The following is a 21,036-nucleotide window of genomic DNA, read 5'->3' as shown; positions in this document are numbered from 1 at the left end:
GGCCGGATACCCCTGAAAGGCAGGTGAAGGCACCGGGTGGCCGGGGCGGACACACCCCGCCCCGGCCACCCGGAGCCGCACAGCTGTGGCTGCGTACATCATCCGACGCGTCTTCGGCGCATTGGTACTGCTGCTGGTGGTCAGCGCAGTCACCTTCGCCATCTTCTTCCTGGTCCCCCGCCTGGGCGGCCAGACAGCCACCCAGCTGGCCACCCAGTACGTCGGCAAGGACGCCAACCCCGCGTCCATCGCCGCGATCAAGCACAACCTGGGACTCGACCAGCCCATCTACATCCAGTACTGGCACTACATCAAGGGCCTGTTCGTGGGCGCCGACTACAACTTCGGCCCCGATGCGACGCACTGCAACGCCCCCTGCTTCGGGTACTCCTTCAAGAGTCACGTCGAGGTGTGGCCCCAGCTCGAGCAGCGGATCCCCGTCTCCTTCTCGCTGGCCGTCGGCGCTGCGGTGATCTGGCTGATCTTCGGTGTGACGACCGGTGTCGTCTCGGCGCTGCGCAAGGGCAAGCCGGTGGACCGCATCTCGATGTTCATCGCGCTCGCCGGCGTCTCGCTGCCGATCTTCTTCACCGGCCAGGTGATCAACGCGCTGTTCGTCTACCAGTGGCCCATCTGGGACAGCACCGACTACGTGCCGTTCACCCAGAACCCGGCCGACTGGGCCTGGCATCTGCTGCTGCCCTGGATCAGCCTCGCGTTCCTCTTCTCCGCCACCTACGCCCGGCTCACCCGGGCGGGCATGCTGGAGACGATGAGCGAGGACTACATCCGTACGGCACGGGCCAAGGGCCTCAAGGAGTCGGTGGTCGTCACCAAGCACGGGCTGCGTTCCACGCTCACCCCGATCGTGACGATCTTCGGCATGGACTTCGGCACCCTCGTGGGCACGGCGGTGCTCACCGAGACCGTCTTCTCCCTGCAGGGCGTCGGCGCGTACTCGATCCAGGCCATCAAGGACAACGACCTGCCCATCGTGATGGGCGTGACCCTGGTCGCCGCGTTCTTCATCGTCATGTGCAATCTCCTCGTCGACCTGGTGTACGCAGCCATCGACCCCCGCGTGAGGTACTCGTGAGCAAGCTCGACAAGGCGGCGGTCGGCGAACCGGCCATCACCGCCCCCTCCGACGCCGACGACGCGTTCCTCTCCGTTCGCGATCTGCGCATCCACTTCGACACCGACGACGGCCTGGTCAAGTCGGTGGACGGCGTCAGCTTCGACGTCAAGCGGGGCAAGACCCTGGGCATCGTCGGTGAGTCCGGTTCCGGCAAGTCCGTCACCTCGCTCGGTGTGATGGGCCTGCACCGTTCGGCCAACGCCCGGGTCTCCGGCGAGGTCTGGCTGGACGGCCAGGAACTGATCGCCGCCGACCCGGACGAGGTCCGCCGGATGCGTGGCCGCAAGATGGCGATGATCTTCCAGGACCCGCTGTCCGCGATGCACCCCTACTACACGGTCGGGGCGCAGATCGTCGAGGCCTACCGGGTCCACCACAACGTCAGCAAGAAGGTCGCCAAGCAGCGGGCGATCGAGATGCTGGACCGCGTGGGCATCCCGGAGCCGGCCAAGCGTGTCGACGGCTACCCGCACGAGTTCTCCGGCGGTATGCGCCAGCGCGCGATGATCGCGATGGCGCTGGTGAACAACCCCGAGCTGCTCATCGCGGACGAGCCGACCACCGCCCTGGACGTCACCGTGCAGGCCCAGATCCTGGACCTGATCCGGGACCTGCAGAAGGAGTTCGGCTCCGCCGTCATCATGATCACGCACGACCTCGGTGTCGTCGCCGAGATGGCGGACGACCTGCTGGTCATGTACGGCGGCCGGTGCGTGGAGCGCGGGCCGGCCGACGAGGTGTTCGAGGCGCCCCGCCACCCGTACACCTGGGGTCTGCTGGGCTCGATGCCGCGGCTGGACCGGGAGGAGACCGACCGGCTCATCCCGATCATGGGCTCCCCGCCCTCCCTCATCAACGTCCCGTCCGGCTGCGCCTTCAACCCGCGCTGCCCGTACGCGGACATCCCGAAGGACAACGTCACCCGCACGGTCCGTCCCGAGCTGACCGAGGTCGGCAGCGGACACTGGGCGGCCTGCCACATGACGCAGGAGCAGCGGGAGCGTATCTGGACCGAAGAGATTGCGCCGAAGCTGTGAGCGACGAAAAAGTGAGCATCCCCGCGCAGAGTGACGGTGCCGACGTGACCGACAAGGGCGCTGTCTCCGACGGCGAGATCCTGCTGAAGGTGACCGGGCTCCAGAAGCACTTCCCGATCCGCAAGGGCCTGCTGCAGCGGCAGGTCGGGGCGGTGCGCGCCGTCGACGGCATCGACTTCGAGGTGCGCAAGGGCGAGACCCTGGGCGTCGTGGGCGAGTCCGGCTGCGGCAAGTCGACGATGGGCCGGCTGATCACCCGGCTGCTCGAACCGACCGCCGGCACGGTGGAGTTCGAGGGCAGGGACATCACGCACCTCGGCGTCGGCGGCATGCGCCCGATGCGCCGTGACGTGCAGATGATCTTCCAGGACCCGTACTCGTCGCTGAACCCGCGCCACACCATCGGCACGATCGTCGGCGCGCCCTTCAAGCTCCAGGGCGTCGAGCCCGAGGGCGGCATCAAGAAGGAAGTGCAGCGGCTGCTGTCGGTGGTCGGTCTCAACCCCGAGCACTACAACCGCTATCCGCACGAGTTCTCCGGCGGTCAGCGCCAGCGCATCGGCATCGCCCGCGCGCTGGCTCTCAAGCCGAAGCTGGTCGTCGCCGACGAGCCGGTCTCCGCGCTGGACGTGTCGATCCAGGCGCAGGTCGTGAACCTGCTGGACGACCTCCAGGAGGAGCTGGGCCTGACCTATGTGATCATCGCGCACGACCTCTCGGTCGTCCGGCACGTCTCGGACCGGATCGCGGTGATGTACCTCGGCAAGGTCGTGGAGCTGGCCGACCGGGAGTCGCTGTACAAGGCGCCGATGCACCCGTACACCAAGGCGCTGATGTCGGCGGTGCCGATCCCGGACCCGAAGCGGAAGAACGCGAAGAGCGAGCGCATCCTGCTCAAGGGCGACGTGCCCTCGCCGATCGCGCCGCCGAGCGGCTGCCGCTTCCACACCCGGTGCTGGAAGGCGACGGAGATCTGCCGGACCACCGAGCCGGCGCTGCTGGAGCTGCGGCCCGGTCAGCGGGTCGCGTGCCACCACCCGGAGAACTTCGAGGACCAGGCCCCGCAGGACACGGTTCTGCTCTCCGCGGCCAAGGAGGCGGCCGAGCTGGTCTCCGACGAGGTCCTCGCGGAGTCGGCGGAGACGTCGGCTGCGGTGGCGGCGGAACTCTCCGAGGGTTCCGCCGGGGAGAACGGCTCCGAAGCGGGCGTCTCCGAAGAGACGGCGCCGGAAGAGACCGCCTCCGAAGAGACCGCCCCCGAAGAGACGGCGTCCGAAGAGACCGCCTCCGAAGAGAACGCCGACGAGGGCGACTCCCAGGAGCCAACGGACAAGTAGCACGTGACCGGTAAGGTCATGTACATGCCCGAACGGGAGAGTGCAGGGTACGACCCATGGCACTCTCCCGTTCGGCACGTCTGGGGGCGCTCGCGACCGCGGCGGCCTCCCTCCTCGTCATCGGAGCCTCTTCCGCCCCCACTCCGGGGGCCCCCGGCGCCGGCGATCCCTACTTCCCGAACCTCGGCAACGGCGGCTTCGACGCCCTGCACTACGACCTCGACGTCGCCTACGCACCGGACACCGGCCGCCTGGACGGCCGTACGACGCTCACCGCGCGCGCCACCCAGAACCTCTCCTCCTTCGATCTCGACCTCCAGCAGCTGCAGATCACCGGGGTCGAGGTGGACGGCAGACGCGCCCGGTTCGTCCGCGACGGCGACGAGGTCACTGTCAGCCCGCGCCAAAGCCTGCCCCGAGGCCGGAAGTTCAGGGTCACCGTCATCTACGGCGGCGTACCCCAGCCCCTCAGCGGGCCCATCGTGTTCGGATCCAAGTACGGCTGGATGAAGACCGCCGACGGCGTCTTCGTCGCCTGCGAACCCAACGCCGCCTCCACCTGGTTCCCGTCCAGCGACCACCCCTCCGACAAGGCCACCTACGACATCCGGATCAAGGCGCCGAAGGGTCTGACCGCCGTCTCCAACGGTCGGTTGGTCTCGACGTACGACACGGGCGGCTCGACGTACACCCACTGGCGCGAGTCACGGCCGATGGCGACCTACCTCGCCACCGCCACCATCGGACGGTTCGACGTGCGCACCGGCCGCACGCCGGGCGGCATCCCGGTCTACGTCGCCATCGACCCGGCGCTGAAGAACAGCAACGGCGTCGACGTGTACGCCGTCACCGCCGCCGCCACCGACTACTGGTCGCGGATCTTCGGGCCGTACCCGTTCGAGGAGACCGGCGCGATCGTGGACGACATGCCCGAGGCCGGGTTCTCGCTGGAGGTGCAGAGCAAGCCCGCCTACTCGGCCGTGCGCAACGAGACGACCATCGTGCACGAGCTGGCCCACCAGTGGTTCGGCGACTCGGTGAGCGTGGCGCAGTGGAAGGACGTCTGGCTCAACGAGGGCTTCGCCACCTACGCCCAGTGGCTGTGGGCCGAGCACCGGGGCACCCGCTCCGCCCACGACTCGTTCCTCGCGGCGTACGACTCCCTGCCCGGCGACTCGCCCTTCTGGCGGATCGAGGTCGCCGACCCGCAGCGCGACACCATGTTCGCCTCCGCCGTCTACCAGCGCGGCGCGATGACGCTCCAGATGCTCCGCGAGCGCATCGGCGACCCGGCCTTCTTCAAGCTGCTGCCCGCCTGGACCAGGCTCCACCGGTACGGCAACGCGGACACCGCCGACTTCGTCCGCCTCGCCGAGCGCGTCAGCGGGCAGCGGCTGGACGCCCTCTTCCGCACCTGGCTGTTCACCACAGGGAAACCGACCCTGTGAACCTCGCTTTGTAAGGTTCACAGCCCTGGTCGGGTGAGAATGTAGGGGTGCAGCTCCAGCAACTCTTCAGTCCCTCCGTCCAGCACACGCTCGATGTCATCGGCATCTTCGTGTTCGCGATCTCCGGCGCGCTGCTGGCCGTCCGGAAGAACTTCGATGTCTTCGGCATCGCCGTCCTCGCCGAGGTGACCGCGCTGGGCGGAGGGCTGTTCCGCGATCTGGTCATCGGAGCCGTGCCGCCGGCCGCCTTCACCGACCTCGGGTACTTCCTGACCCCGCTGCTCGCGGCCCTGGTCGTCTTCTTCCTGCACCCGCACGTGGAACGCATCCAGACGGCGGTGCTGATCTTCGACGCGGCCGGCCTCGGCCTGTTCTGCGTCAGCGGTACGACGAAGGCGTACAGCTACGGCCTCGGCCTGACCGCGTCGGCGACCCTGGGCCTCGCCACCGCCGTCGGCGGCGGTGTGCTGCGGGACGTGCTCGCCAACGAGGTGCCCTCACTGCTGCGCTGGGACCGCGATCTGTACGCGGTCCCGGCGATCGTCGGCGCCACGATGGTGGTGCTGTGCATCCGCTACGACGTCCTGACTCCGCTCACCAGCGGGCTGGCCGTCGTCACCGCTTTTGTGTTGCGCCTGCTCGCGATGCGGTTCCACTGGCGAGCTCCGCGCGCGTGGAACCGCCGGTCGACGGTGACAGAGGACTGAGCGGGCTGGCGGTGTGCGTGCGGGTGTGCCGAGCCGTGCCGCCGTGCCCCATCTCCATGGTCAGCCACTCGAACACCGTCGGCACCTGCGGCCGCCACAGCGCCATCGAGTGCCCGCCCAGACTGCGCGGCAGGAACACCACCCGCACGTACGTCGGCGGCTTCGCGATCTGCTCCAGCGCCACACCGGCCTGGTAGCCGTCGCCGTTCTCGCCCGAGATGTACAGCGCGATCCTCGGCGGGGTGCGGTAGTGCTTCAGGATGTAGTAGGGGTTGTTGGCCCGCCGCAGCTCGATGCTGCCGGCGGCCAGCGAGTTCCGCTCACCGATCGGGTCGTTGTACCCGGACAGGCTGATGGCGGCCCGGTAGCGGTCGGGGTGCGCCACGGCGAGCTTGGTCGCGCAGTGGGCACCGGCCGAGTAGCCGGCCGCGGCCCAGCCGTCCGGCGCGGACTCGGCGCGGAAGTTGTCCGTGATCATCTTCGGTACGTCGATGCTCAGCCAGGTGTCCGCGTTCACGGTGCCGGGGATGTTGGCGCACCCGGTGTCGATCCTGGCGATCAGGTTCGTCCGCGGGGACACCAGGATGAACGGGGCGACCTGGCCGCTCCTCATGAGCGGCTCCAGCTGCTCGTGCACCTTCAGGGAGCCGAACCAGGCCTTCGCGGAACCCGGGTAGCCCGACAGCAGTTCGACGACCGGGAACTTCCTGTTCTTGTAGGCCGGCTCGTTGTACTGCGGCGGCAGCCAGACGTAGACCTCGGCGTTCACACCGGACACCCGGCCCTTGAGCTGGGTGACCCTGACCCCGCCGGCCGCGTGCATGCCGGGCCCGTCGGCGAGAGTGAACTTCTGCCGCACCTTGGGCAGCCTCCTGTACGCGATGCCGCCGGTGCCGTCGGCGCCGAGATTGGCGGCCTGCTGCACATGGTTGCCCGTGCCGAGCAGGTCGGCCCAGTTGTCGTACAGGTTGTTGGCGTTGTTGACCAGCACGAAGACGAGCGTGATGGCGGTGCCCTGGGCGAACAGCAGCATCAGCAGCCGGGCCGCGGCGCGCAGGGGCTTGGGCCCGCGCACCCGCGACCACAGGACGAGCGGCAGTATCAGTGCGACCACCGCCAGCACGATGATCGTGTAGAGGAACGGAGTCCCGGTGAGGCTCATGTCCCCATAGAGGGGAATCGGGGGTCCGAGGTTGAGGACGTGTCCGGACACTTACTTAGAAATTGCCGGAACCTCACCCGGGAGGGGGATCCAGGCCGGCTGGACACCGAACGGGAGGGCGGCGCGGCTCCCGGCGTCGGCTTGTGGGCCCCCCTGAAAAGCTACCGCTTAGTAGTTACCTGTTGTACCGTTCACCCATGCCAGAAGCAGCTTCCGCAGCCTCCCCTTCGCGGGCCGTGATCGGCGACAGCGAGTTCGACCGCGACACCGCGGTCGCCCGGCGCGAGCCCGGCGTCTACGACATCGACCTCTCGGCCGGCTGGACCATCATCAACGCCGTCAACGGCGGCTACCTGCTGGCCGTGCTGGGCCGGGCCCTCGCGGACACGCTCCCGCACCCGGACCCGTTCACCATCACCGCGCACTACCTGACCGCCTCCCAGCCCGGCCCGGCGGTCGTCCGCACCGGGACGGTCCGCACCGGCCGCACCCTCTCCACCGGCCAGGCGTCCCTCTTCCAGTACGACGACGAGGGCAACGAGGTCGAGCGGATCCGCGTCCTCGCCTCCTACGGCGACCTCGCCGCCCTGCCCGACGACGTCCGCACGACGGCGGCGCCGCCACCGATCCCGCCCCTCGACCGGTGCTTCGGCCCCGAGGACGGGCCGGCCCCCGTCGAGGGCAGCTCGGCGATCACCGACCGCCTGATGCTCAAGCTGGACCCCGCGACCCTCGGCTGGGCGCTGGGCGCGCCCTCGGGCAAGGGCGAGATGCGCGCCTGGTTCGGCCTGGCCGACGGCCGCGACGCCGACCCGCTGTCCCTGCTGCTGGCGGTGGACGCCCTGCCGCCCACGGCCTTCGAACTCGGCCTGGAGGGCTGGGTCCCGACCGTGGAACTCACCGTCCACGTCCGCCGCCGCCCCGCCCCCGGCCCGCTGCGGGTGTCCATCACCACCCGCAACCTGGCCGGTGGCTTCCTTGAGGAGGACGCCGAGATCTGGGACACCGGGAACCACCTGGTCGCCCAGTCCCGTCAGCTGGCCCGCGTCAGGCTCGGCTGAGCGGGGCGCGGCCGAGCCAGGACGCCAGTTCCGTGTGGACGTCGGCTCCTTCGGGGGCGTCGCGGCGGCCGTCGAAGGGCGTCTTCGCGTCGCGCGGCCGGGAGTCCGGCAGGACCGTGCGGGCGGTGGCGAGGGCGAACCCGGCGAGTTCCGGGTCGAGCTCGAGGGGGTGGCCGAGGGCTTCGGCGAGATCCCAGGTGTGGGTCACGATCTCCATGACGTAGCCGGAGAGCGCCGCGTGGCCGGGGACCTCGCCCCACGGCACCCGTACCGGGGACGTCATCCGCTCGTCGCTCGCCCAGGCCTTCAGCACGCGGGCGCGTATCTCGTCGTAGGCCCCGGCCCAGCCGTCGTCGGCGACCCCGTGGGCGGTCGGTTCCACCGCCATTCCGTCGCCGCCCTCGCCGACCAAGGCGATCCGTCGGGTGCCGCCGACGATGTGGCTCAGCAGGGCCCGCACGTCGAACTCCGTGCAGGGCGTCGGCGCGGTGAGCTGTTCGGGGCGCACCGTCCTGATCAGGGCCGCCGCCTGCTCGGTGGCGCGGGAGTAGACGGGGCGCGGGTCGGTGAATCCGGTCGTGGTCATGAGGTACCCCTCCGTGTCGGTGTCTTCCGTGGTCGGTGGCACGAGGATCGGGGGATAACCTGACAACTTCCGTCAACATTTGCGAGGAGTCCGCGGCGGACGGGATCCTGGCCGCGTGAAGTCCGACCGGCTGCTGTCGATCCTGCTGCTCCTGCAGACCCGGGGCCGCGTCCCCGCGCACGAACTCGCCGACCGGCTGGAGGTGTCGGTCCGCACGATCTACCGGGACATCGAGGCGCTCTCGGCCTCCGGCGTCCCGGTGTACGCCGAGCGCGGCCGGCACGGCGGCATCGAACTCCTCGCCGGTTTCCGCACCGACGTCACCGGCCTGACCGCCGACGAGTCCCGCGCCCTGTTCGTCCTCGCCGCCCGGGGCGCCCACGCCGCGCTCGGCCTGGACGCGGCCCTCGGCTCGGCCCTGCGCAAGGTGATGGCCGCGCTGCCGGCGCCGTACCGGCCCGCCGCCGAGGTGACCAGCCGCCGCATCCTGGTCGATGCCACCCGCTGGAAGACCGGCCCCCGCCCGGCCGTCGACCTCGAGGTCCTGCAGGACGCGGTGTTCGCCGACCGGCGCCTGAGGCTGCGCTACCGGCACAGCGGGGAGCGCGAGCCGCGGACGTACACCGTGGATCCGTACGGCCTGGTCAGCAAGGCCGGGACCTGGTACCTGGTCGCCGACCGGCAGGGCGCGCCCCGGCTGCTGCGGGCCGACCGGATCCGCTCGGCCCGGCCGCTGGACGAGCCCGTGCGGCGCCGCGCCGGCGTCGAACTCACGGATGTCTGGGAGGCGTTGCGCCGGCAGGTGGAGGAGCGGCCGCGCGGGATCGAGGTCACCGTGCGGGTACGGCGCGAGCGGCTGGACATGTTCCAGCGGATGACGGCCGCCGACCTGACGGCCCCTTTCGAGGACGACGGCGAGAGCGACTGGGTCACCGCCCGGCTGGCCTACCCGGTGCTGCGCGCGGTCCGCCAACTTCTCGCGTTCTCCGACCAGGTGGAGCTGCTGGACCCGCCCGAGGCCCGCGCGGAACTGCTCGCGGCGGCCCGCTCCGTCACGGCCCTGTACCAGGACGGCCCCGAGGCCGGGAACTGACAGCAGGAACGCAGGTGCCGCTGGGCGGCCTTGGTGAGTGCGGAGGCACCCGGCGGGGCCTGCCCCGCGCCGGGGCGGCTCAGTCCAGCCAGTGGCCGCGGCCGATGGAGATGAGCCGCAGCTGTCGGGCGGCGAGCCGGGTGACGCGCTCGCGTTCCTCCGGCGGGCCGTCCAGGGCCTCCAGGAACAGGGAGGCGGTGATGAGCATCTGGTCGACGTAGAGATGCGCGAGCATCAGCAGGTCGTCGTCGCTCCAGCCCGCGGCCTCGGGGTCCTTGGCCAGCTCGGCCTTCACCTCGTCGGCGAACCGGACCAGTTGGGCTTTGATGGCCTCCCGCACGGGCTGGACCCCGCCGTGCCGTTCACGGGCGATGAACCGCACGTGCGCCGGATGGGTGTCCACGTGCCCGGCGATCAACTCGATGGCTCGCGCGATGCGTTCCTCGCTGCTGCCCGTGGTGGACACCGTCGTCCGCACCATCGGGTGCAGGCTGCCCAGCGCCTCGTCGACCAGCGCCACCCCGAGGTCGGCGGTCGAGCGGAAGTGCCGGTAGAAGGCGGTCGGGGCGACCCCGACGGCCCGGGTGACCTCGCGCAGGCCCAGGCTGCTCAGGCTCTGCTCCTCCAGCAGCGCGAGCGCCGCGTCGAGGAACGCCTGCCGGGTCTTCTGCTTCTGGGCCTGCCGGATGCCGAGGGTGTGACTCATGTCATCCAGTTAACAACTGTTCTCTGGAATTGAAAAGCCGTCGGGCGCGGTACAGTAGAAGTCAGTGAACAAGTGTTACTACAACTGTTCACCCAAACTTCACACCGGCCCGATCACGAGGCAACTCGGAGGGGGGATCCGATCCCATGCTGTTCCTCGTCGCCGCACTCATGCTGCTCGGTGTCGTCCTGGGCACCGTCGCCCACGCACCGCTGACCGTCACCGCCGTCGCCGCCGCCGGCATCGCCGTCTGGCTCGCCGTCTTCGCGATCCGCGAGCGCCTCGCCCGCCGGCGCCGTACCCCGGCCAACTGACCGTCCGCACCGACTTCCAGGAGCTGAGCACCATGCACCTCACCACACCGGTCGCGAGCGGCAACGACGCCCGTCCGGCCACGCGGGACGCCGACGGCATGGCCGTGGCGTCCTTCATCCTCGGCCTGCTCGGCCTGCTCGTTCTCAACATCTTCCTCGGTCCGATCGCCATCGTCCTGGCCGCGGTCTCCCTCTGGCGCGGCACCGCTCGCCGCGGCCGAGCCCTTCTGGGGCTGACCCTGGGCGTGGCCGACCTGGCCGTTCTGGCCGTCGCCATGGAGATGTCCCACACGCTGTCGTGGAGCCTGTGAGCCGGGCCGGCACCGACTGACGTGGGCAGGGCCCGGGGGGAGGGGGAGTGCGACCGGCAGGGGCCGGGTGCGGCGCCACCGAACCGGCCCGGACACGGTGAGGCGCGTGGCGACCCCGGCCACCCGAGACGGCCGAGGCCGAGCGCGGCGCCCGTCGCCGTAGAATCGGCGTCACCATGGCTTACCTCGACCACGCCGCGACCACCCCGATGCTCCCGGAGGCGGCGGGGGCACTCACCGCCCAGTTGAGCATCACGGGCAACGCCTCCTCCCTCCATGCATCCGGCCGGCAGGCACGCCGCACGGTCGAGGAATCCCGCGAAACCCTCGCCGAAGCGCTCGGCGCCCGGCCCAGCGAGGTCGTCTTCACCTCCGGCGGCACCGAGGCCGACAACCTCGCCGTCAAGGGCCTGTACTGGTCCCGCCGCGACGCCGACCCGGCCCGCACCCGCGTCCTGGCCAGCCCCGTCGAGCACCACGCCGTCCTCGACGCCGTCCACTGGCTCGGCGAGCACGAGGGCGCGACCGTGGAGTACCTGCCCGTCGACTCCCACGGCCGCGTCCACCCCGAGGCCCTGCGCGAGGCCATCACCCGCAACCCCGACGACGTCGCGCTGGTCACCGTCATGTGGGCCAACAACGAGATCGGCACCGTGCTGCCGATCCGTGAACTCGCCGAGACGGCCGCCGAGTTCGGCATCCCGGTGCACTCGGACGCGGTCCAGGCCTTCGGCCAGGTCCCGCTCGACTTCGCCGATTCCGGCCTCGCCGCGATGACCGTGTCGGGCCACAAGATCGGCGGCCCCTACGGCATCGGCGCGCTGCTGCTCGGCCGCGAGCAGAGCCCCGTACCCGTCCTGCACGGCGGTGGTCAGGAGCGGCACGTCCGCTCCGGCACTCTGGACGTCCCCGCCATCGCATCCTTCGCCGTCGCCGGGCGGCTCGCCACGGAGCGCCGCGCACGGTTCGCCCGGGAGATCGGCGCCCTGCGCGACCAGCTGATCGCGGCCGTGCGCGGCGCCGTCCCGGACGCGATCCTCGGGGGCGACCCGGCACCCGAGGGCCGCCTGCCGGCCAACGCGCACTTCACCTTCCCCGGCTGCGAGGGCGACTCCCTGCTGCTTCTGCTGGACGCCCAGGGCATCGAGTGCTCGACCGGTTCCGCCTGCACCGCGGGCGTCGCCCAGCCCAGCCACGTCCTGCTCGCCACCGGCACCGATCCGGACCTGGCCCGCGGCACGCTGCGGTTCTCCCTCGGCCACACCTCCACGCAGGCGGATGTGGAGGCGGTGGCCAAGGCGATCGGACCTGCGGTGGAGCGCGCCCGGGCGGCGGGCCTCACCTGAGGTCCGGGGCGACCGGCCGCTACACGCGCCGAGACGCGAGGCGACCTACGAGGCGGGTTCCCTTCGCCGGCATTGTCCGGATCAGGTGCTGGGGGTCGCCTTCCGGTCCTTGCGGACCTTCCGGCCTCTCAGCCCGAGCGTCGATGTCGGCACCAGCGGAGATTTCCTGTACCTCTCCTTGAAGAGATCGTTCTTTCTCTCGCTGAAGTCGGCTACTCCGCTTGGGCTCCCTCACTCGTCTCGTAGGTCTTCAAACAGGATAGAACCGCATCTACCTGACGAAAAAGGGCCTAGGCCTTGATTTTTTCAGATATCTCTCCCAGTCCCAGTGCGGCCCCGGATCGGTGTGGTCCGTGCCCGGCACCTCCGCGTGCCCGATGATGTGCTCCCCGTCCACGGGTATGCCGTAGCGCCCGCATATCGCCGCCGTCAGCCGGGCCGAGGCCGCGTACATGGCGTCCGTGAAGGAGGACGCGTCCGCCACGAACCCCTCGTGCTCGATGCCGACACTGCGTTCGTTGTACTCCCGGTTGCCCGCGTGGAAGGCGACGTCCAGCTCCCGTATCAGCTGGGTGATCCGGCCGTCCCTGCGCACGATGTAGTGCGCGGCCGCGCCGTGCGCCGGGTCCTGGAAGACCTTCACCGCGCTCGCGTAGCCGCCCTGGGTGACATGGACGACCACCCGGTCGACCGGATGGTCGGCCGGCCGGTCCGCGCGCCGGTGGTTCGCCGGGGAGGCCGGCACCCAGCGGGCGCCCCGGAAGTCCACGGCCCCCGCCACGCGCGGTTTCTCCACCCCGGGCAGCCGCCACCAAAGGTGGGCCAGCTCCTCGCGGGCCAGCGCGGCCGTGCCCACGGCCGCCGCCGCGCCGCCGACGAGCAGCGCCCGCCGTCCCGGCCACCGGTCCGTGTCGCCGTCGCCCATGCCCGCCCCCGTCTCCGCACGGCCGCCCTGGTTCCGCCCGCGCCCTTTTCCGCCCCGCGTGATCGTCGAACGGATGTCCGGCGGTCCCGGTTCCCGCGGCCCCGTACCCTGAAAGGGTTATGACTGAGACCCCGCAGCGCCCCCTCCGCGTCCTCGCCGCCATGTCCGGTGGAGTCGACTCCGCCGTCGCCGCCGCGCGCGCCGCGGAAGCCGGCCACGACGTCACCGGCGTCCACCTCGCGCTCTCCGCGAACCCGCAGTCCTTCCGGACCGGTGCGCGGGGCTGTTGCACCATCGAGGACTCGCGCGACGCCCGCCGCGCGGCCGACGTCATCGGCATCCCCTTCTACGTCTGGGACCTCGCCGACCGCTTCCGCGAGGACGTGGTCGAGGACTTCATCGCCGAGTACGAGGCCGGCCGCACCCCCAACCCGTGCCTGCGCTGCAACGAGAAGATCAAGTTCGCCGCGCTGCTCGACAAGGCGCTGGCGCTGGGCTTCGACGCGGTGTGCACGGGTCACTACGCGAGGATCGTGCGCAAGGAGGACGGCTCCCGCGAGCTGCACCGCGCCTCCGACATGGCGAAGGACCAGTCGTACGTCCTCGGCGTGCTCGACGAGAAGCAGCTCGCGCACGCGATGTTCCCGCTCGGCGACACGGTCACCACCAAGGAGGAGGTCCGCGCCGAGGCCGAGCGCCGGGGGCTCGCGGTCGCCAAGAAGCCCGACTCGCACGACATCTGCTTCATCGCCGACGGCGACACCCAGGGGTTCCTGGCCCGGCGGCTGGGCACGGCGGAGGGCGACATCGTCGACGAGACCGGCACCAAGCTGGGCACCCACGAGGGCGCGTACGGCTTCACCATCGGGCAGCGCAAGGGCCTCAGGATCGGCACCCCGGCGCCCGACGGCAAGCCCCGCTACGTCCTGGACATCTCCCCGGTGACGAACACGGTGACGGTCGGTCCGGCCGCCGCCCTGGACGTGACCGGGCTGACGGCGATCAAGCCCCGCTGGTGCGGCACCACCCCCACCGGCCCCGGCACCTACACCGCCCAGCTGCGCGCCCACGGCGGCGAGACCGAGGTCACCGCGGAGCCGGCCGACGGCGAACTGCGCGTCACCTTCACCGAGCCGGTCCGCGGCGTCGCCCCCGGCCAGGCGATCGTGCTGTACGACGGCACGCGCGTGGTCGGCTCGGCGACGATCGCGTCGACCACGCGCGCGAGCGCCGCGGCGGTGTAGCCCGCGCCGAGCCTCGGTGGGAGGGCGGAAACCCTGCGGACCGCACACCGGCGCGCGCCCTCGAGCCTGTCTGACGATGCCCGTCTGCCGCGCGACGCCCTGCACGCTCCCCCACTCGCCGCACCGGCCCCGGACGCGAGTACGTCCGGTACGAGGGCCTGGGGCCGGCGCGCCGAGAGCACGCCCCTGACGCCGCGCGGCCGCCCTCCGGGCAACGACACGAATGGTCGGACAAGCCCTCTAGGGCGTGTTTCGAAAGTCCCGTCTGGTCCGCGACGCCTGGCACGGCACCTCGCCGCGTTGTCGGGGTCGTCCACGTACGCCCGGTACGAGGGCGACCCTCCGCCTTGCGATGCACCGCACCAGACGCCGCGGACCCCGCCCTCCGGGCGGGGTCCGCGGCGTACCCCGCCCTCCGGGCGGGGTCCGCGGCGTACCCCGCCCTCCGGGCGGACGACGCTACTTTCGAAACATGCCCTAGCGGGCGAAGAACTCCGTCAGCACCGGCCCCAGGACGTCCGGTTCCACCATGTGGGTCTGGCCCGGAAGCACCCGGTACGTGCCCTGGGGCACCGCCTCGGCGACGGCCTGGTTCGCCCTGTGCATCCACTCCGGGCTCGCGCCGCCCGCGACCGCCAGCACGGGGACGGCGATCGCAGAGAGCCGCTGCCGGGGGAGCAGACCGTCGCCCATGACCGTGTCGTCGTGGGCGAGACTCGGCGCGACGGCCTCCATGCCGGCCCACATCGGCGACTGGCGGGCGCCCCGGATCACCTCCTCGCCGAGGCCCGTCAGCCGCAGGAACAGCTCTACCGCGTCGCCGCGCCGGTCCTCCGACAACGCCTTGTTCAGCTGCTCCTTGTAGACGGCCTCCCGCTCGGCACCGCCCTCCAGGAAGTCCGCGTACGGCACCTCGTACACGGCGGCCCGGACGGCCGGCAGCCCGCTCGCCACCGCCTCCAGCACCAGCGCGCCGCCCGAGGAGACCCCGAACAGCGCCGCCTCGCCTCCCCCGGCGTCGATCAGCGCGGCCAGGTCCTCCACCTCCCGCTCGACCGCATAGGGACCCGTGTCGCCGCTCCCGCCACGGCCCCGGCGGTCGTAGACGACGGCCGTGCAGTGGTCCGCGAGCCGCTCTGCCAGGGGGGCCAGAGTGCCACCGGTGGACATCGCGCCGCTCACCAGGACCACCGTCGGCCCCTGACCGGTCACCCGGTACGCGAGGGCGGTCCCGTCCCGTGAAGTCGTCTTCTTTTCCATGTCGGTTGAGACTGCCGTACCGGCACGGACTCATCGCTCACGACACGTCGACGTCGTAGAAGCAGAAGTGGTCCTTGATCTCCGCCACCCCCGGCTCGGGGTCCGGGTACGCCCACACCAGGTCCGGCGCGTCCGGCAGCGACCAGTAGGACGCCGTGCCCTTGAAGGGGCACACGGTGCGCATGTCCGACGGGGTCAGCAGATCGAGGCGTACGTCCTCTGCGGGAATGTAGTACCGGTCCGGACAGCCGGTCTCACGCAGCACCAGCGGTCGGTCGCTCTCCGCGAGCACCTCGCCGTCCCGCACAACGCGCACGTGCCGCTCGCTCTTGTCGATGGTGATCGTGTGTCCTTGTCCCATACCTGGACAGCACCGGCGGGACCGCGCTTCTTCCCGTCCGCCGCGGGGGCCGTACGGTAGGGGCCATGAACATCTGCGTCTTCCTGTCCGCCGCCGACCTCGACGAGCGTTACACCCGCCCCGCGCGCGAGTTCGCGGAACTGATCGGCAAGGCCGGTCACACGCTGGTGTGGGGCGGGTCCGACGTCGGCCTGATGAAGGTCGTCGCGGACGGGGTGCAGGACGCGGGCGGCAGGCTGCTGGGCGTCTCCGTGGAGTTCCTCGCCAACAGGGCACGGGCCGGCGCGGACGAGATGGTCATCGCCGCCGACCTCGCCGAACGCAAGAGGCTGCTGCTGGAGCGGGCCGACGCCGTGGTGATCATGGTGGGCGGCACCGGTACGCTGGACGAGGCGACCGAGATCCTCGAGCTGAAGAAGCACGGCCGCACCGACAAGCCGGTCCTGCTGCTGAACACGTCGGGCTTCTACGACGGCCTCAAGCAGCAGTTCCGCCGCATGGAGGACGAGGGCTTCCTGCCCCGTCCGCTGGCCGAGCTGGTGTTCTTCGCGGAGGAGCCGGTGAGCGCGCTGGCCTACCTGGAGGAGCAGCTCGGCATCCACTGATGCGAGCATAGCGGACATGGCTACTCATGTGATCACCGGGGCCGGTTCCGGCATCGGCGCGGCCGTCGCCCGCCGTCTGCACGCGCGCGGGGACGACCTCGTGCTGCACGCGCGGGACGCGGGCCGGGCGAAGGAACTGACGGCCGAGTTCCCCGGCGCCCGCACCCTCGTGGGCGACCTGGCGGACCCGGACCGGCTGTCCTGGGCGTTCTCCCACCAGAGTCTCCCGGACCGGGTGGACTCCCTGCTGCACATCGCCGGCGTCGTCGACCTGGGCGAAGTCGGGGAGCTGACCACGAGGTCCTGGCACCACCAGCTCAACGTCAACCTGATCGCCCCCGCCGAGCTGACCCGGCACTTCCTGCCCCAGCTGCGCGCGGCCCGTGGCCATGTGATCTTCGTCAACTCCGGCGCCGGTCTGAACGCCCACGCCGGCTGGTCCGCCTACGCCGCCTCCAAGCACGGCCTGAAGGCCCTCGCCGACTCCCTGCGCCAGGAGGAACACGCGGGCGGGGTCCGGGTCACCTCGGTCTACCCCGGCCGCACGGCCAGCCCCATGCAGGCCAAGGTCCACCAGCAGGAAGGCAAGGAGTACGACGCCTCGCAGTGGATCGACCCCGAGTCGGTCGCCACGACGATCCTCATGGCCCTGGACCTGCCCAGGGACGCGGAGGTCAACGACCTGTCGGTACGACCGGGGCGGTGATCCCCGGGGCCGCGGACGCCGCCGCGGTACGGGCCTGGCGGGTCCGGGCCCGGTCCCGGACGGAGGCCTCCCTGATCCCGGTCGGCCCGTACCTGGGCAAGCCCCCGGTGGAACGGCCGGTCGTGGGCGAGGTCTTCGTCCCCACGGATCCGGCCCCGCTGCGTGAGCCCACCGCGACGGGCGGGTTCACGGGTGCCATCCGCCGCTGACCGGGCAGCGGCAAGCCGGCCCTGCTCGACGCCGACGGCGGCTTCGTCGGCACCGGCGGCCGGACGTCCCATGGCAGCGGGCGCCGCCGCGACAAGCTGACGGTGGCCGACCCGGAGGGTCTGCTCGCCCTTTCGGAGCGGCACCGCGCCCGCGGGCGGTGAGGAGAGGCGGTGCCGGGCCAGGGGGCGGAGCCTGCCGGAGCGGGTACGGCATACCCTGCCGTGGTGAGTGAGAAGAGCCAGTTCACCTTCCCGGGCGCCACCGGTGTCGGGTCCATGCCCGGTGTCGACGCGAGGGAAGCCGCCAGGACAGTCACCGGGAGCTTCGAGGACTTCCCCTTTCTGCCGGAGCTGCCCGCGCGCGGGCCCGGCGCCGACATGGTCGGCCGTACCGCGGGGATGCTCGTCGAGCTGTACGCGCGCGTCGAGCCCAGTGGCTGGCGCATCGGGGACCGGCCGGGGCGGGACACCAAGCGGGCGCGGTCCTGGCTGGGCGAGGACCTGGACGCCCTGGAGGAGTTCACCCAGGGGTTCGGGGGCGACCTGAAGGTGCAGGCGGTCGGGCCGTGGACGCTGGCCGCCGCGCTGGAGCTGAAGAACGGCGAGGCCGCCCTCTCCGACCCCGGTGCCTGCCGCGACCTCGCCGCCTCCCTCGCCGAGGGGCTGCGGCTGCACCTCGCCGAGGTACGGCGCCGGGTCCCGGGCGCCCGGCTCGTGCTGCAGCTCGACGAACCCTCCCTCACCGCCGTGCTGCGCGGACAGGTCCGTACCGCCAGCGGCTACCGCACGCACCGCGCCGTCGACCGGCAGATCGTGGAGGCCACCCTGCGGGACGTCGTCGGAGCCCACGGCGGCGGGCCGGTGATCGTCCACTCCTGCGCCCCCGAGGTGCCCTTCGCACTGCTGCGGCGGGCCGGCGCGGCCGGTGTCTCCTTCGACTTCTCGCTACTCACGGAACGTGACGACGAGGCGATCGGGGAAGCCGCCGAAGGCGGGACGCGCCTGTTCGCCGGCGTCGTCGCGGGCACGGACGGCCCAATGTCAGACCCTGCCGGTAGCGTCATGGGTGTCAGGACGCTGTGGCGCAGGCTGGGCCTGCATCCGGGACTGCTCGCCGAGGCGGTCACGGTCACCCCGGCGTGCGGTCTGGCGGGCGCTTCCCCCACCTACGCACGCCAGGCGCTCGCCCACTGCGTCCGGGCGGCGAGAACCCTCGCGGACAACCCTGAGTAACGGGAGGACAACACGGTGGCCGGCGACAAGCAGCAGGCGGAGACGGCAGTGCCCGCCGAGGCACGTGACAGGCACGCGCAGCTCGCTGAGCAGATCGAGGAGCACCGCTTCCGGTACTACGTGAAGGACGCTCCCGTCATCAGCGACGCCGAGTTCGACAAGCTCCTGAAGACCCTGGAGGCCCTGGAGGAGCAGTATCCGGAGCTGCGTACCCCGGACTCGCCCACCCAGAAGGTCGCGGGGGCGTACGAGACGGAGTTCACCGCGGTCGAGCACCGCCAGCGGATGCTGTCGCTCGACAACACCTTCAACGACGAGGAACTGGCCGCCTGGACCGAGCGCGTCGCGCGCGAACTCGGCGACCAGGAATACCACTTCCTGTGCGAGCTGAAGGTGGACGGCCTCGCCGTCAACCTCACCTACGAGAAGGGCCGCCTCACGCGCGCGGCGACGCGTGGCGACGGCCGCACCGGCGAGGACATCACTCCGAACGTCCGCACGATCGCGGAGATCCCGGACCGGCTGGGGGGCGACAAGGTGCCCGACCTGGTCGAGATCCGCGGCGAGGTCTACTTCCCGATGGAGAAGTTCCTCGAGCTGAACGAACGCCTGGTCGCCGCCGGTGACAAGCCGTTCGCCAACCCCCGCAACGCCGCCGCCGGTTCGTTGCGCCAGAAGGACCCCCGGGTCACCGCGACCCGCCCGCTGCACATGGTGGTCCACGGCATCGGCGCCCTGGCGGGCTTCACCGGCCTGACCCGCCTCTCCCAGGCCTACGACCTGCTGAAGACCTGGGGCCTGCCCACCTCCCCGCACAACCGCGTGGTCGACGACCTCGACGGCGTACGCGAGTTCATCGCCCACTACGGCGAGAACCGCCACTCCGTGGAGCACGAGATCGACGGCGTGGTCGTCAAGCTGGACGAGATCCGCCTCCAGGGCCGCCTCGGCTCCACCGCGCGTGCGCCGCGCTGGGCGATCGCCTACAAGTACGCGCCGGAAGAGGTCAACACCAAGCTCGTCGACATCAAGGTGGGGGTCGGCCGCACCGGCCGGGTCACGCCGTACGCCCAGGTCGAGCCGATCACGGTGGCGGGCAGCGAGGTGGAGTTCGCCACGCTGCACAACCAGGAGGTCGTCAAGGCCAAGGGCGTCCTCATCGGCGACACGGTCGTGCTGCGCAAGGCAGGTGACGTCATCCCGGAGATCCTCGGCCCGGTGGTCGACCTCAGGGACGGCAGCGAGCGGGAGTTCGTGATGCCGAGCGAGTGCCCCGAGTGCGGCACCCCGCTCAGGCCCATGAAGGAGGGCGACGTCGATCTGCGCTGCCCCAACGCCCGTACCTGTCCTGCCCAGTTGCGCGAGCGGGTGTCGTACCTAGCGGGCCGCGAGTGCCTGGACATCGAGCACTTCGGCGCGGTGGCCGCCGCCGCGCTCACCCGCCCGCTGGAGCCGGCCGATCCGCCGCTGGTCGACGAGGGCGACCTGTTCGACCTGACGGTGGAGAAGCTGCTGCCCATCAAGGCCTATGTCCTGGACCCGGACAGCGGTCTGCCCAAGCGGGACCCCAAGACGGGCGAGGAGAAGGTGGTCACGGTCTTCGCCAACCAGAAGGGGGAGCCGAAGAAGAACACCCTCGCCCTGCTGGAGAACGTCGAGGCTGCCAAACAGCGCCCGCTGGCCCGGTTCCTGAACGGCCTGTCCATCCGGCACGTCGGACCGGTCGCCGCGCAGGCCCTCGCCCGTGAGTTCCGCTCCATCGACCGCATCGAACAGGCCACGCAGGAGGAGCTGGCGACCACCGACGGCGTCGGCCCGATCATCGCCGCCGCGCTCAAGGAGTGGTTCGCCGAGGACTGGCACCGCGAGATCCTCCGCAAGTGGAAGGCCGCCGGAGTCCCGCTGGAGGACGCCTCGACCGGCGAGGACGAGGGCCCGCGCCCGCTGGAGGGACTCACGGTCGTCGTCACCGGCACCCTGGAGAACCACACGCGGGACGGCGCCAAGGAGGCGCTGCAGAGCCGGGGCGCGAAAGTGACCGGATCGGTGTCGAAGAAGACCTCGTTCGTCGTCGTGGGTGACAACCCGGGATCGAAGTACGACAAAGCCATGCAATTGAAGGTTCCGGTGCTGAACGAGGACGGTTTCGGTGTCCTCTTGGAGCAGGGCCCCGAAGCGGCGGCCGAAGTCGCGCTTCCGACCGAGGAGTAGCGGTTGAAGGCCACCCGATCGGCGCATATCAGTTGC

At 71.1% G+C, this 21,036-nt stretch carries 22 protein-coding genes; 16 read left to right on the top strand and 6 right to left on the bottom strand.

Features of this window, described 5'->3' with window-relative positions; translation table 11 throughout:
* Window positions 1-85 precede the first annotated feature (85 nt).
* From AC5WRT_RS05815 to AC5WRT_RS05795, 5 genes are read left to right on the top strand one after another with little or no spacing between them, the layout of a single operon-like run.
* The gene (locus AC5WRT_RS05815) at window positions 86-1,096 is read left to right on the top strand and encodes an ABC transporter permease (protein ID WP_496096094.1); all 1,011 of its coding nucleotides are present in this window, start codon (window positions 86-88) and stop codon (window positions 1,094-1,096) included.
* The gene (locus AC5WRT_RS05810; RefSeq protein ID WP_496096093.1) at window positions 1,093-2,175 is read left to right on the top strand and encodes an ABC transporter ATP-binding protein; all 1,083 of its coding nucleotides are present in this window, start codon (window positions 1,093-1,095) and stop codon (window positions 2,173-2,175) included. The genes AC5WRT_RS05815 and AC5WRT_RS05810 overlap by 4 nt, the downstream gene beginning before the upstream one ends.
* Before the next feature lie 11 nt (window positions 2,176-2,186).
* Complete coding sequence (locus tag AC5WRT_RS05805) at window positions 2,187-3,512, top strand: ABC transporter ATP-binding protein (protein ID WP_496099992.1); 1,326 nt, start codon at window positions 2,187-2,189, stop codon at window positions 3,510-3,512.
* Window positions 3,513-3,568: 56 nt separating this feature from the next.
* Window positions 3,569-4,960, top strand: a complete 1,392-nt coding sequence (locus AC5WRT_RS05800; RefSeq protein WP_496096092.1) for a M1 family metallopeptidase — start codon at window positions 3,569-3,571, stop codon at window positions 4,958-4,960.
* A gap of 47 nt (window positions 4,961-5,007) precedes the next feature.
* On the top strand, window positions 5,008-5,667 hold the full coding sequence (locus tag AC5WRT_RS05795; RefSeq protein WP_496099991.1) for a trimeric intracellular cation channel family protein: 660 nt from the start codon (window positions 5,008-5,010) through the stop codon (window positions 5,665-5,667).
* Here AC5WRT_RS05795 and AC5WRT_RS05790 read toward each other — a convergent pair.
* A complete protein-coding gene (locus tag AC5WRT_RS05790) occupies window positions 5,576-6,829 on the bottom strand; it encodes an alpha/beta hydrolase (protein ID WP_496096090.1) in 1,254 nt (417 codons plus the stop codon). The two genes, AC5WRT_RS05795 and AC5WRT_RS05790, sit on opposite strands and share 92 nt — an antisense overlap.
* A 197-nt stretch (window positions 6,830-7,026) precedes the next feature.
* Between AC5WRT_RS05790 and AC5WRT_RS05785 the strand changes: the two genes are divergently transcribed.
* Window positions 7,027-7,890 carry a thioesterase family protein gene (locus AC5WRT_RS05785; protein WP_496096089.1) on the top strand — a complete coding sequence of 288 codons (864 nt, stop codon included), beginning with the start codon at window positions 7,027-7,029 and terminating at the stop codon, window positions 7,888-7,890.
* Here AC5WRT_RS05785 and AC5WRT_RS05780 read toward each other — a convergent pair.
* A complete protein-coding gene (locus AC5WRT_RS05780) occupies window positions 7,877-8,476 on the bottom strand; it encodes a TIGR03086 family metal-binding protein (RefSeq protein ID WP_496096088.1) in 600 nt (199 codons plus the stop codon). The genes AC5WRT_RS05785 and AC5WRT_RS05780 overlap by 14 nt on opposite strands.
* A 115-nt stretch (window positions 8,477-8,591) precedes the next feature.
* On the opposite strand from AC5WRT_RS05780, the gene AC5WRT_RS05775 reads away from it, so the two are divergent.
* Window positions 8,592-9,569, top strand: a complete 978-nt coding sequence (locus tag AC5WRT_RS05775; RefSeq protein ID WP_496096087.1) for a helix-turn-helix transcriptional regulator — start codon at window positions 8,592-8,594, stop codon at window positions 9,567-9,569.
* 79 nt (window positions 9,570-9,648) lie between these two features.
* On the opposite strand, the gene AC5WRT_RS05770 is transcribed toward AC5WRT_RS05775, so the two are convergent.
* Complete coding sequence (locus AC5WRT_RS05770; protein ID WP_496096086.1) at window positions 9,649-10,275, bottom strand: TetR family transcriptional regulator; 627 nt, start codon at window positions 10,273-10,275, stop codon at window positions 9,649-9,651.
* Between the two features lie 146 nt (window positions 10,276-10,421).
* On the opposite strand from AC5WRT_RS05770, the gene AC5WRT_RS05765 reads away from it, so the two are divergent.
* From AC5WRT_RS05765 to AC5WRT_RS05755, 3 genes are all read left to right on the top strand, one after another.
* Window positions 10,422-10,589 (top strand): hypothetical protein, encoded by a 168-nt coding sequence (locus AC5WRT_RS05765; RefSeq protein WP_496096085.1) that lies wholly within the window; start codon window positions 10,422-10,424, stop codon window positions 10,587-10,589.
* 32 nt (window positions 10,590-10,621) lie between these two features.
* On the top strand, window positions 10,622-10,900 hold the full coding sequence (locus AC5WRT_RS05760; protein ID WP_496096084.1) for a DUF4190 domain-containing protein: 279 nt from the start codon (window positions 10,622-10,624) through the stop codon (window positions 10,898-10,900).
* A 176-nt stretch (window positions 10,901-11,076) separates the two neighbouring features.
* Window positions 11,077-12,246 carry a cysteine desulfurase family protein gene (locus tag AC5WRT_RS05755; RefSeq protein WP_496096083.1) on the top strand — a complete coding sequence of 390 codons (1,170 nt, stop codon included), beginning with the start codon at window positions 11,077-11,079 and terminating at the stop codon, window positions 12,244-12,246.
* A gap of 271 nt (window positions 12,247-12,517) precedes the next feature.
* Here the strand turns inward: AC5WRT_RS05755 and AC5WRT_RS05750 are convergent, their stop codons facing one another.
* The gene (locus tag AC5WRT_RS05750; protein ID WP_496096082.1) at window positions 12,518-13,171 is read right to left on the bottom strand and encodes an N-acetylmuramoyl-L-alanine amidase; all 654 of its coding nucleotides are present in this window, start codon (window positions 13,169-13,171) and stop codon (window positions 12,518-12,520) included.
* 119 nt (window positions 13,172-13,290) lie between these two features.
* Between AC5WRT_RS05750 and mnmA the strand changes: the two genes are divergently transcribed.
* Window positions 13,291-14,415 (top strand): tRNA 2-thiouridine(34) synthase MnmA, encoded by a 1,125-nt coding sequence (mnmA, locus tag AC5WRT_RS05745; protein ID WP_496096081.1) that lies wholly within the window; start codon window positions 13,291-13,293, stop codon window positions 14,413-14,415.
* A 477-nt stretch (window positions 14,416-14,892) separates the two neighbouring features.
* Here the strand turns inward: mnmA and AC5WRT_RS05740 are convergent, their stop codons facing one another.
* On the bottom strand, window positions 14,893-15,675 hold the full coding sequence (locus AC5WRT_RS05740) for an alpha/beta fold hydrolase (RefSeq protein ID WP_496096080.1): 783 nt from the start codon (window positions 15,673-15,675) through the stop codon (window positions 14,893-14,895).
* Window positions 15,676-15,712: 37 nt separating this feature from the next.
* Window positions 15,713-16,036, bottom strand: a complete 324-nt coding sequence (locus AC5WRT_RS05735) for a DUF427 domain-containing protein (protein WP_496096079.1) — start codon at window positions 16,034-16,036, stop codon at window positions 15,713-15,715.
* Between the two features lie 65 nt (window positions 16,037-16,101).
* Here AC5WRT_RS05735 and AC5WRT_RS05730 point away from each other — a divergent pair, with 65 nt between their 5' ends.
* The 5 genes from AC5WRT_RS05730 to ligA all read left to right on the top strand — a co-directional run bounded on the left by AC5WRT_RS05730 (window position 16,102) and on the right by ligA (window position 21,000).
* Window positions 16,102-16,641, top strand: a complete 540-nt coding sequence (locus tag AC5WRT_RS05730) for an LOG family protein (protein ID WP_496096078.1) — start codon at window positions 16,102-16,104, stop codon at window positions 16,639-16,641.
* A gap of 16 nt (window positions 16,642-16,657) precedes the next feature.
* Complete coding sequence (locus AC5WRT_RS05725) at window positions 16,658-17,347, top strand: SDR family oxidoreductase (RefSeq protein WP_496096077.1); 690 nt, start codon at window positions 16,658-16,660, stop codon at window positions 17,345-17,347.
* A complete protein-coding gene (locus AC5WRT_RS05720) occupies window positions 17,344-17,556 on the top strand; it encodes a hypothetical protein (RefSeq protein ID WP_496096076.1) in 213 nt (70 codons plus the stop codon). Before AC5WRT_RS05725 ends, AC5WRT_RS05720 begins: the two co-directional genes overlap by 4 nt.
* A 225-nt stretch (window positions 17,557-17,781) precedes the next feature.
* Window positions 17,782-18,789 carry a methionine synthase gene (locus tag AC5WRT_RS05715; protein WP_496096075.1) on the top strand — a complete coding sequence of 336 codons (1,008 nt, stop codon included), beginning with the start codon at window positions 17,782-17,784 and terminating at the stop codon, window positions 18,787-18,789.
* Window positions 18,790-18,804: 15 nt separating this feature from the next.
* Complete coding sequence (gene ligA, locus AC5WRT_RS05710) at window positions 18,805-21,000, top strand: NAD-dependent DNA ligase LigA (protein WP_496096074.1); 2,196 nt, start codon at window positions 18,805-18,807, stop codon at window positions 20,998-21,000.
* The last annotated feature ends 36 nt before the right edge of the window (window positions 21,001-21,036 follow it).

Source organism: Streptomyces sp. NTD91, assembly GCF_059510455.1.
This window is presented reverse-complemented; position numbering and strand designations above follow the sequence as displayed.

Bases quoted from the DNA above. Each gene is read 5' to 3' on its own strand.
- AC5WRT_RS05760 (WP_496096084.1), top strand. From the start codon at position 10,622: ATGCACCTCACCACACCGGTCGCGAGCGGCAACGACGCCCGTCCGGCC.
- AC5WRT_RS05800 (WP_496096092.1), top strand. From the start codon at position 3,569: ATGGCACTCTCCCGTTCGGCACGTCTGGGGGCGCTCGCGACCGCGGCG.
- AC5WRT_RS05725 (WP_496096077.1), top strand. From the start codon at position 16,658: ATGGCTACTCATGTGATCACCGGGGCCGGTTCCGGCATCGGCGCGGCC.
- mnmA (WP_496096081.1), top strand. From the start codon at position 13,291: ATGACTGAGACCCCGCAGCGCCCCCTCCGCGTCCTCGCCGCCATGTCC.
- AC5WRT_RS05755 (WP_496096083.1), top strand. From the start codon at position 11,077: ATGGCTTACCTCGACCACGCCGCGACCACCCCGATGCTCCCGGAGGCG.
- AC5WRT_RS05780 (WP_496096088.1), bottom strand. From the start codon at position 8,476: ATGACCACGACCGGATTCACCGACCCGCGCCCCGTCTACTCCCGCGCC.
- AC5WRT_RS05740 (WP_496096080.1), bottom strand. From the start codon at position 15,675: ATGGAAAAGAAGACGACTTCACGGGACGGGACCGCCCTCGCGTACCGG.
- AC5WRT_RS05730 (WP_496096078.1), top strand. From the start codon at position 16,102: ATGAACATCTGCGTCTTCCTGTCCGCCGCCGACCTCGACGAGCGTTAC.
- AC5WRT_RS05735 (WP_496096079.1), bottom strand. From the start codon at position 16,036: ATGGGACAAGGACACACGATCACCATCGACAAGAGCGAGCGGCACGTG.
- AC5WRT_RS05785 (WP_496096089.1), top strand. From the start codon at position 7,027: ATGCCAGAAGCAGCTTCCGCAGCCTCCCCTTCGCGGGCCGTGATCGGC.
- AC5WRT_RS05770 (WP_496096086.1), bottom strand. From the start codon at position 10,275: ATGAGTCACACCCTCGGCATCCGGCAGGCCCAGAAGCAGAAGACCCGG.
- AC5WRT_RS05765 (WP_496096085.1), top strand. From the start codon at position 10,422: ATGCTGTTCCTCGTCGCCGCACTCATGCTGCTCGGTGTCGTCCTGGGC.
- AC5WRT_RS05750 (WP_496096082.1), bottom strand. From the start codon at position 13,171: ATGGGCGACGGCGACACGGACCGGTGGCCGGGACGGCGGGCGCTGCTC.
- AC5WRT_RS05790 (WP_496096090.1), bottom strand. From the start codon at position 6,829: ATGAGCCTCACCGGGACTCCGTTCCTCTACACGATCATCGTGCTGGCG.